11 protein-coding genes are annotated in these 14,457 nt (G+C 55.9%); 4 read left to right on the top strand and 7 right to left on the bottom strand.

The window, feature by feature from the left end; genetic code table 11:
• Positions 1-116 precede the first annotated feature (116 nt).
• The 5 genes from pilQ to FCS96_RS18935 all read right to left on the bottom strand — a co-directional run bounded on the left by pilQ (position 117) and on the right by FCS96_RS18935 (position 5,034).
• Positions 117-2,180: a type IV pilus secretin PilQ gene (pilQ, locus tag FCS96_RS18955; protein ID WP_138441919.1), complete on the bottom strand. Its 2,064-nt coding sequence runs from the start codon at positions 2,178-2,180 to the stop codon at positions 117-119.
• A 64-nt stretch (positions 2,181-2,244) separates the two neighbouring features.
• The gene (locus FCS96_RS18950) at positions 2,245-2,793 is read right to left on the bottom strand and encodes a pilus assembly protein PilP (protein WP_138441918.1); all 549 of its coding nucleotides are present in this window, start codon (positions 2,791-2,793) and stop codon (positions 2,245-2,247) included.
• A 2-nt stretch (positions 2,794-2,795) separates the two neighbouring features.
• Complete coding sequence (locus tag FCS96_RS18945; protein WP_138441917.1) at positions 2,796-3,407, bottom strand: type IV pilus inner membrane component PilO; 612 nt, start codon at positions 3,405-3,407, stop codon at positions 2,796-2,798.
• Positions 3,404-3,970 carry a PilN domain-containing protein gene (locus FCS96_RS18940; RefSeq protein ID WP_138441916.1) on the bottom strand — a complete coding sequence of 189 codons (567 nt, stop codon included), beginning with the start codon at positions 3,968-3,970 and terminating at the stop codon, positions 3,404-3,406. Before FCS96_RS18940 ends, FCS96_RS18945 begins: the two co-directional genes overlap by 4 nt.
• Positions 3,970-5,034 carry a pilus assembly protein PilM gene (locus FCS96_RS18935; RefSeq protein ID WP_138441915.1) on the bottom strand — a complete coding sequence of 355 codons (1,065 nt, stop codon included), beginning with the start codon at positions 5,032-5,034 and terminating at the stop codon, positions 3,970-3,972. The genes FCS96_RS18940 and FCS96_RS18935 overlap by 1 nt, the downstream gene beginning before the upstream one ends.
• A gap of 194 nt (positions 5,035-5,228) precedes the next feature.
• On the opposite strand from FCS96_RS18935, the gene FCS96_RS18930 reads away from it, so the two are divergent.
• Positions 5,229-7,697, top strand: a complete 2,469-nt coding sequence (locus FCS96_RS18930; protein WP_138441914.1) for a penicillin-binding protein 1A — start codon at positions 5,229-5,231, stop codon at positions 7,695-7,697.
• Between the two features lie 85 nt (positions 7,698-7,782).
• Here the strand turns inward: FCS96_RS18930 and FCS96_RS18925 are convergent, their stop codons facing one another.
• The gene (locus FCS96_RS18925) at positions 7,783-9,048 is read right to left on the bottom strand and encodes a malic enzyme-like NAD(P)-binding protein (RefSeq protein WP_138441913.1); all 1,266 of its coding nucleotides are present in this window, start codon (positions 9,046-9,048) and stop codon (positions 7,783-7,785) included.
• 219 nt (positions 9,049-9,267) lie between these two features.
• Entirely contained in the window at positions 9,268-9,492 is a 225-nt protein-coding gene (rpmE, locus tag FCS96_RS18920) for a 50S ribosomal protein L31 (RefSeq protein ID WP_138441912.1), read from the bottom strand.
• Between the two features lie 261 nt (positions 9,493-9,753).
• Between rpmE and FCS96_RS18915 the strand changes: the two genes are divergently transcribed.
• The 3 genes from FCS96_RS18915 (at position 9,754) to FCS96_RS18905 (ending at position 14,376) form a co-directional block, all read left to right on the top strand.
• Positions 9,754-11,928, top strand: a complete 2,175-nt coding sequence (locus FCS96_RS18915) for a primosomal protein N' (RefSeq protein WP_138441911.1) — start codon at positions 9,754-9,756, stop codon at positions 11,926-11,928.
• Positions 11,929-12,036: 108 nt separating this feature from the next.
• Positions 12,037-13,722: an arginine--tRNA ligase gene (argS, locus tag FCS96_RS18910; protein ID WP_138441910.1), complete on the top strand. Its 1,686-nt coding sequence runs from the start codon at positions 12,037-12,039 to the stop codon at positions 13,720-13,722.
• 9 nt (positions 13,723-13,731) lie between these two features.
• Positions 13,732-14,376: an SPOR domain-containing protein gene (locus FCS96_RS18905; RefSeq protein ID WP_138441909.1), complete on the top strand. Its 645-nt coding sequence runs from the start codon at positions 13,732-13,734 to the stop codon at positions 14,374-14,376.
• Positions 14,377-14,457 lie beyond the last annotated feature (81 nt).

Below are 14,457 nucleotides of genomic sequence, written 5' to 3'. Positions count from 1 at the left end.
GGCGGGTGAGAATATCACAGCGGTTCTGATTCCATAAATTTCCCGCGCAATTGCCGGATATTCAGGCACAAAAAAGCCGCCGGTGTAACCCGGCGGCTTTTTATCTGAGCCCGACGTTAGCGGATCAGATCGTTCTTCAGGATCTTGGGCGTGATGAAGATCAGCAGCTCACTGCGCTCATCAACGTGTTCTGTCCGCTTGAACAGACGGCCAAGGTACGGAATATCACCGAGGAACGGCGTCTTGGTCGTTTGCGTAGCAACCTCCGACTGGAAAATACCGCCCAACACCACGGTTTCGCCATTGCCAACCAGCACCTGAGTGGTGACCTCGTTGGTGTTGATTGACGGAATACCCGCAGTTACCTCACCACGCGAGTCCTGATTAACCACCAGATCCATGATGATCTTGTCGTCGGGAGTAATTTGCGGAGTTACCTCCAGCGACAACACGGCTTCCTTGAAGGACACGGAGGTGGCACCGCTTGAGGAGGCTTCCTGGTACGGAATTTCTTCACCGGACTTGATCGAAGCTGTCTGGCGGTCCGCAGTCACCACTCGCGGCTGCGATACGACTTCCGCCTGACCGTCGCTTTCGAGCGCAGACAGTTCCAGGTCGACCAGGAAGTCGTCACTGCCCCAACCGATGGCGAATGAAGACGCACCTTCACCCGTTACGCCCAGATCCACTGCCAACGCACCCGGGAAGGTGATGGTGTTGTTAGTACCTCCGGCAGCCTGCCGGGCTTCTTCAACTGCGCTCTGGGATCCACCGACCGCGAATACGTTGTCACCACTCACATCATAGGCTGCCCCACCCCAGCGAATACCGAGGTCTTCGGCCACGTTGGTTTGGGCACGAACGATGCGGGCCTCAATAGACACCTGACGAACGGGTACGTCCCAGGTAGATACCAAGCGCCTGATTTCCTCCAGCTTCTCAGTTGTCTCACGCACACTGATCGTGTTGGTACGCACGTCTGAGGAGACAAACCCACGGTCTGTAATCAACTCCTTGTCCGCTTCGATCAGAGCCACTACATCAGCAGCCTTGGCGTAATTTACCTGAATGATATCCAGGCGAACCGGGGCGAGTTCCGCAATCTGCTTAGTGGTTTCGAGTTCAAGCTTCTCACGCGCGGCTATCTCGTCTGCGGGTGCTACCAATAGTACGTTACCAATCTGCCGCTTATCCAGGCCTTTGGTTTTGAGAATCAGGTCCAAAGCTTGATCCCAGGGAACATTTTGGAGCCTCAGAGTAATACTTCCACCAACGGTGTCACTGGCTACCAGGTTCAATCCGGTGAAATCAGCGATCAACTGTAGCACTGAGCGGACTTCAATGTCCTGGAAGTTGAGGGATAGCTTCTCGCCCGTATAAGGGAACTTCTCTTCACGACGAGACTCGGCTTCCTGCTCAGTCAGCCTTTCAACACTGACTGTGAACTGACTGCCAGATTGATACGCGATGTAGTCGTAGTTCCCTTCCGGACGGATTTCTACGATGGCATTCCCATCCTGAACAAAGGTGTCAATTCGATTGACCGGCGTTGCAAAGTCGGTCACGTCGAGCCGCCGGCGAAGGTTTTCCGGCACCGAAATTCCAGCCATGGTCAGACGAATTTTTCCACCCAACTCAGACAGGTCTACAGGGGTGCTCTCGCTGCCCAAATCGACTACAACTCGACCCTCTCCGTCCTTGCCACGGCGGAAATCAACGCCAGCGAGCGCATCCGGCCGAGTCGACACCGAGGTTCCTATAGGCGCTGAGTCCGTCGATGCCGCAGACGATGATTCGGATGCCTCACCTCCAAGAGTCATGACCAGGGAATTACCACTTCGCACCGTGTCATAGGGGACCAATTCGACAAGGTTAAAGATCAGGCGAGTCCTGTCCTTGGTTTCAACCACTGTCATGCTCTGAGCATTGCCGGAGCCCAGCGGTATGCTGCGACTGCCAAGCCCGTTCGTGGTGTCGCTCAGATCCACGGCAATACGAGCCGGGCGTTCGATCGTATATCCCGTCGGCTCTGGCGGCTGCCCATCAAAGGCAAGCTTCACCTCCAGGCGATCTCCCGGTAGCGACGAAAATGACACGTCTTCCAGCGTGACCGCGTTGGCCAGGCCGGATAACAACCCAAAAGCAATTACGCCGACGTATACATTGAGTTTTTTTAACATCGCTAGCCTCGACCCTAAACTTTTTTGTTCGTGCATGGTTCTTTCAATTCTCATTTGCCGCTCCTTAGCCCTCTTCCTCTTCCAGCGTCAGGGAGCGTGGCCGCTCTACCCAACCACCCCGGCCATTCGGAACGATCTCAATTAGCTCGATTCGGGTTTCATTCACGCCAATAACGCGACCATAGTTCTGTCCCATGTAGTTACCGGCGCGGACACGGTGGATGCCGCCAACTTCGTCCTGAATCAAAGCAAAAAGGCTGCCTGAGGCCCCCTGCAAGGTGCCCACCATATTGAGCTCCTTGATGTCAAAATTTTCGAGAACCTCTCTGGGCCGATCCAGATCCGGCTCTACATCACTAACCGGCTGCTCATCAACCATTGTGAGCTGAACGTCCACCGGTGGCTCAAATGGAGCTCGTCGGTCCGCGGCAGAATAGCTAAACGCCTCATATGCTTTGAACTCAGGAAGGGGCTCTACATGCCCTCTGGGCTTTGCTCGAGTATCTGCCATGAATTTGTCGAGATCCGAAAATCCGCTGCCCTGAGAGCAGGCCGTCAGCAAAGACACCAGACATACTCCCAGCCAGGCTCGTCCCGCATGTTTCTTTACCATGCCTATTCTCCAGCCCGGTAACGGTAGGTTCGAGCAAGCACTTGCATATTCAGTCGCTCTCCATCGCCGTCAGTTGGTTCGATTCTCAAATCATGGAGGGTCACAATCCGCGGAAGACTTGCCACACTACTAACAAACGACGCAAGCTCATGGTAGGAGCCGGACACTCGAATATTGATTGGTAGCTCGGCGTAGAAATCTCGCCTTTGCTCAGACTGCAACTTCACCTCCTGCAATGACAGACCACTTCCGAGTGCCGTATTGGTAATATCCTCTAACAGACCCGGAACTTCCGTTTCGCTTGGCAACTGACGCACCAGTGCACCAAATGTTTCTTCCATTTCGGCCATCTGGGCTTTGAACACTTCTAGGTTGGCGACCTGATAGGCCTTCTGCTCGTATTTTTGGCGGAGATCCTGTTCAGCCTTATCCACCTGCTCCAGCTTCATATACTGGTCTTTGATAAAAAACCAATAGCCGCCGCCAACAATGAGACCAACAATAATCAGGACAACAATCGCTTTGATAGGTGCAGGCCAGATGCCGGCATTGTTAACATCCAGATCATTGATATCGAATTCGTTCAGGCTTTTTAGTGAGTCCGCGAGGCTCATTTATTATCCTCCACTTCGGGCTCTGGCGTTTTCTGTTGCACCGACAAATTGAACTGGCTATACCCTGCCCGGCGATTATCTGCTGCCGACACATTAGAAAGGTTTGGATTAGCAAACCAATCAGAATCTTCGAACTGACGCATCAATGACGAAATTCGGCTATTCGATTCAGCCATACCGACGATATCTACCTTTTCGCCAGTCTTTGTAAGTTCAGTATAGAAAAGCCCGTCCGGCAAGGTCCGCACCAGCTCGTCAAAGACCCGAACAATCACCGGCCGCTTGCCCTGCAAATCTTGAATGACCTGCATGCGCGCCAAGAGCTCATCCCGCTTACGCTTGAGGCTCTCGATTTCGCGAATCTGCAGGTCGAGCTTTTTGGTTGCGGTTTCGATATAGGCATTGCGGGATTGCTGGTAGGCAATACGGCTATCCATGTCGGACTTCCAAAGGAACACCAAGCCACCTGCAACAATTGCAGCGCCCAGAATCATGACCACAAATTGTTTCTGCTTTTCTGCCCGGAGCTCTTCGCGCCAGGGCCTGAGGTTAATCTTTGCCATCAGTCGAAGCTCCTCATCGCCAGGCCACAGGCGATCATCAGCGAGGGGGCATCGTTACTCAGTGCAGACGCATTCACCCGAGATCCTACTGCCATGTCGGCAAACGGATTGGCGACCAGAGTGGGCGTTCCTGTTTTTTCCTCGACCATTTCTGTCAGTCCCTGTATCGAGGCAGTGCCACCTGCCAGAACCACATAGTCGACTGCGTTGTATTGGCTGGCGCCAAAGAAGAACTGCAAGGCCCGCGCTACTTGCTGCACCACGGCCTCGCGGAATGGCATCAGCACTTCGGATTCATAATCATCGGGCAAGCCGCCCTGCTTCTTGGCGAGGCCGGCCTCTTCGAGCGAAAGCCCATACCGACGCTGAATTTCTTCGGTGAGCTGTTTACCGCCAAAGATCTGTTCGCGGGTATACGCTGTCTTGCCATTGGCGAGAACGCTAAGTGTTGTCATGGTGGCACCGACATCAACAATGGCCACCACCAGTTCTTCGCCCTGGGAATCGAGCTGCGGTTCAATCAGGGAGTAGGCACGCTCAAGGGAGTAGGCTTCGACATCGACAATCTTTGCTGACAGCGAGGCAATCTCAAGCGCGTCCTCACGTATGTCGACGTTTTCCTTTCTGCATGCAGCCAGAAGCACATCAACCTGATCCGGATTGTTCTCCGAAGGGCCCTGAACCTCAAAGTCGATGGCAACTTCATCCAGCGGGTATGGGATGTATTGATCCGCCTCAAGGGCTATCTGATCTTCCATTTCAAATTCGTTGAGGCCGCCATCCATCTGGATGAGTTTGGTGATCACGGCAGAGCCAGAGACAGCCACTGCAACCTGTTTCACACCCGTGCGCGATTTCGAGGCGACGCGCTTGAGCACCTCACCCACTGCCTCGACGTCCGTGATATTTTTCTCGACAACGGCGTTGGCCGGCAATGGCTCCACCGCGTAGCTTTCGACCTTTATGCGGCCGCCCTGCTTTGACAGCTCCAGAAGTTTGACCGAACTGGAGCTGACGTCCACGCCCAGCACTGCACTGGATTTCTTTCCGAACAATCCGAACACGCGCTCACCCTATACCTGGTTAGATGCACCCGGTTAAGTTACTTATGTGTTTTTTATTTAAGAGAATTTCTTCAGTTTTCCGTCTACAATGCCATTTCTTCTTAGTTGAGAAGCATTGCGGCGGTGAAGCGACTCATCCTTCCTAAAGCAATTTCTCAAATGATAGACCTATATCCAACAGTTGTCAGAAAAAAATGTCTCATTTGTTGCGCACATCTCGCCTTTTCGCATGGTTATTTCTCACCGGACTGAGTGTCGCCATAATCGTTACCTCAGGCTTTTATCTGTACCTTCGCCCTGGCCTTCCCCCGGTTGAACAACTGCTCGACATCAAGTTGCAGACGCCGCTGCGAATTTACAGCCAAGACAGCAGATTAATAGCAGAATTCGGTGAAAAGAGAAGGGCACCGATCACAATCGAACAGATCCCAACAATTCAGTTACAAGCGTTTTTAGCGGCTGAGGACTCAAGGTTTTACGAGCATGCTGGGGTCGACATCAAAGGCCTGGCGCGGGCTGCAATCGAACTGGTCTCCACTGGCTCGATCCAGTCTGGCGGCAGCACCATCACAATGCAGGTTGCAAAAAATTACTTTTTGTCACGGGACCGGACCTTTATCCGGAAGTTCAACGAGATACTTCTGGCTCTTCAGATTGAGCGCGAACTGGACAAAAACCGCATCCTCGAGCTCTATCTGAATAAGATTTACCTCGGCAATCGAGCTTACGGGATCGCTGCAGCGGCACAGGTTTACTACAACAAACCGATCAAAGAACTCTCTCTGGCCCAAATGGCCATGCTTGCCGGCTTGCCGAAAGCACCCTCGTCGTTTAATCCGTTGGCCAATCCGGATCGTGCCAAGATCCGGCGAAACTGGATCATTGGACGCATGCGGGACCTGGGCTACATCACTCCAGATGCGCATAACCTTGCCATCTCCGCCCCACTAACAGCTGACTACAATGCAACAGACGCGGAAGTCGACGCCGACTACGTGGCGGAAATGGCGCGCTCGGAAATCGTTCGTCGGTTTGGAGATAACGCCTACACGGATGGTTATACAGTCACCTTGACGGTCGACAGCAGTAAGCAGCAAACGGCCACAGACGCCCTTCGCAAAGGCCTGGAAGCTTACGACCGCCGGCACGGATTCCGAGGCCCCATTGGCCAAATCGACGAAGATACTCTGGAGGAGAGCACCCCGGCGGAGCTGATCCTCAACTATCCAAAAGTGGCCGAACTCCTCCCTGCGTTAGTTACGGATATCAGCGACGAACAAGCAAACGCCCAAGTCCATGTCCGGGGTATCGGTGGCGCAGTCATGCCTTTTGAGACCATGACCTGGGCACGACGCTACAAAACCGAAGACCTGCGCGGCCCCGAACCCGAAAAACCGACAGACGTATTGTCGGTCGGTGACGTCGTTTATGTAAGGGCCAATTCGCAAGCCCAGGATGTCGGCGACACGACGACACAACCGAGCGTTGCCCTGGCGCAAGTGCCGCGCGCAGAAGGCGCCCTCATCTCTCTGGATGCCGATACCGGAGCCGTTCAGGCCCTGGCCGGCGGCTACAGCTTCCGGCAGAGCAAATACAACCGCGCGATTCAGGCGAAGCGGCAGCCAGGTTCCACTTTCAAGCCATTCCTTTATCTAACGGCGCTTGAAAATGGCCTGACACCGGCAACCATCTACAACGACGCCCCCATCGTGTTTGACGACTCGGAACTTGAGACGGCCTGGCGCCCGCAGAACTCTTCAGGCCAGTTCTACGGACCGACGCGCCTACGCGAAGCTCTCTATCGGTCCCGCAACATCGTCTCGATCCGACTACTCCGGGACGTTGGCATCCAGACCACCCTGGACTATCTAAAACAACTGAAAATCCCGGTTGATAACATGCCGGACAACCTTTCGCTGTCACTCGGTAGCGGACAACTTACCCCCATGGAGCTGGCCCGCGGACTTGCCGTGATCGCCAACGGCGGCTACGACGTTCAACCCTATCTGATCGAACAGATTCAGGACGTCAATGGCGAGACGATTTACGAAGCGCCGAAAACCGTTCTTTGCGATCAGGACTGCGAATCGCAAATGACTGACATCGAGAGCAAGAACGGGACTGACGAACCGACCTCACTTGCCGACACCAGCAAGGAGCCAGAGGTCAGAGTCATGCCCAGACTGGCCGATGAGCGCTCAGTGTACATCCTGCACTCCATGATGCAGGACGTAATTCGGCGGGGAACGGGCCGTCGAGCCCAGGCGCTTGGGCGCAACGACATTGCGGGCAAGACCGGCACCACCAACGAACAGAAAGACACCTGGTTTGCCGGCTTTAACCACGACATTGCCACCACCACCTGGGTCGGCTTTGACCAGCCCGCCCCATTAGGGCGGCGGGAATTCGGCGCCAGCACCGCACTACCGATTTGGGTCGACTATATGCAAGTAGCCCTGGAGAATGCACCGTCAGCAACAATGCCCCGCCCCAACGGCATCGTAAACGTGCGTATCAACCCCGAGACTGGCAAGCGAGCCAGACCGGGCGAAGATGCTGTCTTTGAGGTGTTCAAGGAAGAGGACGCGCCCGCACCACTTTCACCCCAAGATGAGAACGAGCGCAACGGCAGCGCGGACGATTACTCTCGGCAGATCTTCTGACCCTGGCGTAGCGCCAGCACCAGCAATCTCCGGACACAAAAAAAACCGGCGGGATCACCGCCGGTTTTTTCTTTCTGAACGAACGTTAGATAATGTCGTCCATGGACTTCAGCGGGTAGTGCGCAGGGTACGGGTTGCGCGCAACACCGGAATCAACCGCCGCACGAGCTACCGCCGCAGGTACTACCTCAAGCAGACGCACATCCATCGGCTTAGGAATGATGTACTCCCTACCAAATTCGAAGCTGTCCACGCCGTAGGCTTCGCAGATTTCCTGCGGCACTGGCTCCTTGGCCAGCTCACGAATGGCGTTGACGGCAGCCACCTTCATCTCTTCATTGATGGCAGTGGCTCGAACGTCCAGCGCGCCACGGAAGATGAACGGGAAGCCCAGTACGTTATTTACCTGGTTCGGGTAGTCGGAGCGACCGGTCGCCATGATCAGGTCATCACGGGTGGCCAATGCCACTTCCGGGCTGATTTCCGGATCCGGGTTTGAACAGGCAAACACGATAGGGTTAGGCGCCATCTTCTTGAGCTGGTCGGCAGTCAGCAGATCCGGACCTGAAAGACCCAGGAACACATCCGCGCCGTCGATCGCGTCATCCAGCGAACGCCGATCGGTATCGTTGGCAAACATTGCCTTGTACTGGTTCAGATCATCACGACCAGAGTGGATCACACCCTTACGGTCGAGCATGAAGATGTTCTCAGAGCGAATACCGCAGCTGATCAGCAGCTTCATGCATGCGATTGCGGCAGCACCTGCACCGAGGCACACCACTTTCGCTTCGTCAATTTTCTTACCCTGCAACTCAAGGGCATTGATCATGCCTGCTGCAGTTACAATGGCTGTGCCGTGCTGATCATCATGGAAGATGGGCACGTTGCACTTTTCAATCAGTGCACGCTCAACCTCAAAGCACTCGGGCGCCTTGATGTCTTCCAGGTTGATGCCACCAAAAGTATCCGCAATACGCTCAACGGTTTCGATGAATGCCTGCGGGCTCTCGGAATTGACCTCAATATCGAAAACATCAATACCGGCAAAGCGCTTGAACAGCACGCCTTTGCCTTCCATTACCGGCTTACTTGCCAGCGGTCCCAGGTTACCCAGGCCAAGAATCGCGGAACCGTCGGAGATGACCGCCACCAGGTTTCCCTTGGCGGTGTACTTGTACGCGTTCTCCGGGTCCTTTGCGATCTCGCGGACCGGTTCGGCAACCCCGGGGCTGTACGCCAGAGATAGATCGCGGGAGGTTTTGGTTGGCTTGGTGATTTCAACACTCAGCTTACCAGGCCGCGGCTTGGCGTGATATTCAAGGGCTGCTTCTTTCAGATCTTGAGACATTGCCACTGTTCCGTTTGTCACGTTTAAAGGTAATGAACCGCAAAGCACTGCTCAGCGGAGCGCGCCATTATGGCTCGACCGCCCCTAAACGACAAGTGCTCTCCGACCATCTTTCGATCAGTCAATAGTGCTAATTGCGTATGTACACAGAATCTACATTATTTTTCGCAGACACAAAAAAAGCGCCCGCAGGCGCTTTTCTTAGCGATACAAGCAAGATCAGTCTTTCTTGCCACCGGCGATGCGGCCGCCGAAACGCTTCTGGAACCGATCGATACGGCCACCGGTGTCCATAACCTTCTGCTTCCCGGTGTAGAACGGGTGGCACTGGGAGCAAACATCCAGCTGCAGGTCGTGTCCGATGGTGGAACGGGTCTTGATAACATTACCGCAGGAACAGGTTGCGGTGATATCTTCGTACTTGGGGTGGATACCTTCTCTCATGGCGAACCTCGTTAGGTTATGCCGCTACCCAATCGCGGGGCTCTTTAAGCCCGGGCGCCAGGCACCGCATATTTGAATCAATTAAGAAGACGGGGCACAATCAGGCCCTGTCTAAAACAGACCGCGAATCTTACTTGTAATTCCGCCATCAGGCAAGCATGCAGGGGCGCCCTCCCCTCCTGAATCCGCAGTTTTGGACGATGAGCCGAACAATAAAGGATACGCACATACCGTGACCCCCGACCTGCTCTGGAGCAATCTGTGTCGTCTATCGCCCGAATCGCCCTGAACCGACCACTGAGACGGCTCTTTGATTACCGTATTCCTGAGGGGCTGTCACTTGCCCCGGGGCAAAGAGTGCAGATTCCATTCGGTCGGCAGCAGGCCACCGGCTTGGTGGTCGACACCAACGTTCAGCCCCCCGAGGGCATCACGATCAAACCGGTCAGTGCGGCAGCCGAGGATTGGCCGGCGCTGCCTCCAGAAACATTCCGGCTGCTCAGCTGGGCTAGCGACTACTACCAACACCCTCTCGGCGAATGCCTGTTCACGGCGCTCCCGACAGCACTGCGCCGAGGACGACCCGCCAAGGAAAAACCCGTTTTGTTGTGGAGCGCAACGGGCTCACCCGACACATTGCCCACCAATGCCCGCAAACAGAAAGCGCTGCTGGGGTGGCTTATAGAGAGTCCAGACGGAGTATCGGAAAAAGAGATCCGTCGGGCAGGTTACACACGCGCTCAAATAAAGGCGCTGCAAGACAAGCAACTGATTGAGGCGGATACCCGAAACGCCGGACATCAAACAACATCTTCCCCGGAAACCCATCTGCGAACGCCACAGCTTTCGCCCGCTCAGCAAGAGGCTGCCAGCCAGCTAGCTCACCCCAGCGAAGGATTTGGCGCGTCTCTTTTATATGGCATTACCGGGAGCGGAAAAACCGAACTCTACCTTCATTATCTAAAAACCAACCTGGAGGCAGAGCAACAGGCCCTGGTGCTGGTACCGGAAATCAATCTGACGCCGCAGACCGTGGCCCGCTTCAGACACTACTTTGGCGACCGCATTGTGGTTTGGCATTCCGCACTGAATGACGGGGAACGGCTGTCCACCTGGCTAAAAATTCGCAATGGTGAGCCTGTTATCCTGATTGGCACCCGGTCGGCAGTGCTGCTGCCCTTCACCAAATTGAACGCCATTATTGTCGACGAAGAACACGACAGCTCCTACAAACAGGGAGAAGGATTCCGTTACTCCGCCAGAGACATGGCGGTGTACCGGGCCCACCTGAACGCCTGCCCGGTCATACTTGGCTCCGCAACTCCCTCCCTGGAGTCTTATCACAACGCCCAGCAGCAAAAATACCAGCTGATTCGTCTGGAAGAGCGCGCTGGCAACGCCCTGCCCCCAACCATCAGCCTTCTGGACATTCGGAGCCGGCCTCTCGAAGGAGGGATGTCCCAGCCGGCGCTGGACGCCATCAGGAAAACCATTGATAGCGGACAACAGGCGTTGGTTTTTGTGAATCGTCGCGGATTTGCGCCAATCATGATGTGCTTTGACTGCGGCCATATGGTCGAGTGCCCCCGATGCGACACCCGCTTGACCTATCACCGCCGCGATCGCGCCATGCGTTGCCACCACTGCGATTATCAGGCAGCCGCCACGGAGCACTGCCCAAAATGCGAGAGCGATGCTTTCAAGCCGGTCGGCCAGGGCACCGAGAGAACCGAGGACATTCTTGCCGCTACTTTACCCGACACCCCCATCGTGCGGGTCGATCGGGACAGCACGCAGCGCAAAGGCAGCATCCAGAAGATCCTCGACACCGTGAATACCGGCAAACCCTGCGTGTTGGTTGGCACACAAATGCTGGCGAAGGGCCATGACTTTCCCGGCGTCACCCTGGTTGTAGTGGTTAATGCCGACGGCGGCCTGTTCAGCGTCGACTTCCGGGCACCCGAACAGCTGCTCCAGACCCTGCTTCAAGTGAGCGGCCGGGCGGGACGAGGCCAGATGCCCGGCAAGGTAATGGTTCAAACCTGCCACAGCGATCACCCGCTGCTGCAAACCCTCTGCAAGGGCCGGTACCTGGACATGGCGGACCAACTGCTCGCCGAGCGCGAAACGGGACAATTTCCACCGTTCCGCGCGATGGCCATCTTCCGTGCAGAAGCCGACACCATGGAGCAGGGTCTGCAACTACTGGACTCGATTAAACCACTGACTCAGGCACCGGGTATCGACGTCTGGGGCCCGCTTCCGGCACTGATCGCCCGCCGCGCCGACCGGCACCGCTCTCAGCTCATCCTGAACGCCGATAACCGAAAGCGACTGAACATCCTGCTCAGAGACATATGCAACCATCTGGACCAGCGCAAGCTTCCGGGTAATGTAAAGTGGATGATTGATGTTGATCCGCAGGAAACTGGCTAGAGCGCTCTTTGCTTGAGGCGTCGGTTTCCGCGATAATACCCGGCTCCTATTTTCAGTGGGCCCTCTGCCCTAACGCCAATTCTCCAGTAAACCGAGTCATCCGACAGCATGAAAGAGACCGTTTCCGATCTGCTCCAGTCCGCGCTGGCCGCTCTGCAATCCGAAGGCACTCTGCCTGCAGACCAGGCCTTCACGCCGCAAGTAGGCAACACCAAGGACAAGTCGCACGGGGATTACGCCTGCAATATTGCCCTGGTCGCAGCAAAAGCGGCCGGCTGCCCGCCCCGGAAGCTGGCTGAAGCACTGATTGAAAAGCTGCCGGAAAGTGATGCGGTCCATAAGGTGGAGATTGCCGGCCCAGGTTTTATCAACTTCTTCATGAGCACCGCCAGCGCGTTTGAGGTCGTGAACACAATCCTCGAGCAATCCACTCAGTTTGGCCGCAACCAGACGGGCAAGGGTGAGAAAGTTCAAGTGGAGTTTGTTTCTGCCAACCCCACCGGGCCACTGCACGTTGGCCACGGTCGCGGCGCGGCGATCGGCGACTGCCTGTGCCGACTGCTCGAGGCCAACGGATACCAGGTAACCCGCGAGTTCTATTACAACGATGCCGGCGCCCAGATCAACAATCTGGCGTTGTCGGTGCAGTCCCGAGTGAAAGGCCTGACGCCTGACGATGACAGCTGGCCCGCCGATGGCTACCGCGGCGCCTACATCGTCGACGTCGCCAACGCCTACCTGGCCGGCGAAACGGTCACCGCGGACGACCGTGAAGTCACCGCCAAAGGTGACCCTGAGGACCAGGATGCGATTCGTGAATTCGCCGTCGCCTATCTGCGCCGGGAGCAGGATCTTGACCTGAAAGCCTTTGGCGTACACTTCGACGTGTATTTCCTGGAATCCTCGCTGTACGAGGAAGGCAAGGTAGAGTCCGCGGTAAACCGCCTGCGGGAAAACGGCTATACCTACGAACAGGACGGCGCCATGTGGCTGAAGACCACAGAATTTGGCGATGACAAGGATCGGGTCATGCGCAAGAAGGACGGTGGCTACACCTACTTCTTGCCGGATGTGGCTTACCACCTGGACAAGTGGCAGCGTGGTTTCTCCACAGTCATCAATGAACAGGGCGCAGACCATCACTCCACCGTGACCCGGGTGCGCGCCGGATTGCAGGCGCTGGACGCCGGTATTCCGAAAGGCTGGCCGGACTATGTACTGCACCAGATGGTGATGGTGACCCGCTCAGGCCAGGAAGTGAAAATCTCCAAGCGCGCAGGGAGCTATGTCACGGTTCGAGACCTGATCGATGAAGTGGGTCGGGATGCCACCCGGTTTTTCCTTGCGGCACGACGCGTTGATTCCCAGTTGACCTTCGATATCGATCTTGCGCGCTCGCAGACCAATGAAAACCCGGTGTATTACATTCAGTATGCTCATGCCCGGATCTGCAGTGTTCTGCGCAAGCTGTCGGAAGAAGGCATCCAGAGGGGACTCAACGAGTGTGTTGGCGACCTGTCCTTGCTGACCCTCGACGAGGAAAAGGACCTGGCCAACCAACTGGCCAAGTATCCGGAACTGATTGCGAATTCGGCAGCCCAACGGGAACCACACCACCTGACGCATTACTTGCGAGAGCTAGCCGGCCAGTTCCATACCTATTACAACGCCCATAAGGTGCTGATTGAGGATACCGCCGTTCGCGATGCCCGCGTCAGCCTCTACCTCGCCGTCCGCCAGGTGATTGCCAACGGGCTCGACCTGCTGGGTGTCAGCGCACCGGAAGAGATGTAAGCAACCATCATGTCCCGAGATTACGCGCGCAAGAACCGGTCTGCCGCTGCTTCAGCTACGTCACGTAAGAAGCCGTCCAAGCCGTCACCGAAAAGCAGCAGCCGGCCAAAGCCGGCCGCACCTGCACGCTCACAGCACGGCGGACTCTCGGTTAAGTGGATTTTCTCCCTGGCTGCGGTAGGCGGGTTCATCGGCTTTATCGTGTATCTCAATTCCCTGCCTACAAGCGGGCCGCAACCATCGGCAGAGACGCCGGCAACGGAAACCACTGAGACTAAGCGCCCAGCCGATACCGCAACGGCAAAAGAGAAGGAAAAGAAACCCGGCTTTCGCTTCTATGAAATGCTGCCAGAATCGGAGGTAGTACCACCCAAGGTGGAGGAATACACTCCCGGCCCGACAAAGCAGGACTTCAACTACCTGGTGCAGTCCGGATCTTTCCGCCAGAAAGGCGATGCCGAACGTCAGCGCGCCCAGATTGCCTTCCAGGGCCTGCGCGCCAACGTGCAGCGTATTGATCTCGATAATGGCTCAGTCTGGTATCGAGTCAACGTGGGCCCATTCACCTCGCGCAGCCAGATGAACTCGGCCGTCGACAAGCTGGTCTCCATCAATATCCAGCCCCTGATCCGGAAAATCCCCAAAGAGGGTTAATCCGAAGCGCTCGTCAGGCAGTGCGCGGAGCCTTGCGAAACCGTTGCGGAGCCAGGGATGGCGGAGCCGAGCGTACAAGGA

It is taken from the genome of Marinobacter alexandrii (assembly GCF_005871205.1).
Taxonomy (GTDB): domain Bacteria; phylum Pseudomonadota; class Gammaproteobacteria; order Pseudomonadales; family Oleiphilaceae; genus Marinobacter; species Marinobacter alexandrii.
Note: the sequence above shows the minus strand (reverse complement) of the source record. Positions and strands in the feature narration are given on the sequence as shown.

Bases quoted from the DNA above. Each gene is read 5' to 3' on its own strand.
- FCS96_RS18905 (WP_138441909.1), top strand. From the start codon at position 13,732: ATGTCCCGAGATTACGCGCGCAAGAACCGGTCTGCCGCTGCTTCAGCT.
- FCS96_RS18925 (WP_138441913.1), bottom strand. From the start codon at position 9,048: ATGTCTCAAGATCTGAAAGAAGCAGCCCTTGAATATCACGCCAAGCCG.
- pilQ (WP_138441919.1), bottom strand. From the start codon at position 2,180: ATGTTAAAAAAACTCAATGTATACGTCGGCGTAATTGCTTTTGGGTTG.
- FCS96_RS18940 (WP_138441916.1), bottom strand. From the start codon at position 3,970: ATGGCAAAGATTAACCTCAGGCCCTGGCGCGAAGAGCTCCGGGCAGAA.
- rpmE (WP_138441912.1), bottom strand. From the start codon at position 9,492: ATGAGAGAAGGTATCCACCCCAAGTACGAAGATATCACCGCAACCTGT.
- FCS96_RS18930 (WP_138441914.1), top strand. From the start codon at position 5,229: ATGTCTCATTTGTTGCGCACATCTCGCCTTTTCGCATGGTTATTTCTC.
- FCS96_RS18945 (WP_138441917.1), bottom strand. From the start codon at position 3,407: ATGAGCCTCGCGGACTCACTAAAAAGCCTGAACGAATTCGATATCAAT.
- FCS96_RS18950 (WP_138441918.1), bottom strand. From the start codon at position 2,793: ATGGTAAAGAAACATGCGGGACGAGCCTGGCTGGGAGTATGTCTGGTG.
- argS (WP_138441910.1), top strand. From the start codon at position 12,037: ATGAAAGAGACCGTTTCCGATCTGCTCCAGTCCGCGCTGGCCGCTCTG.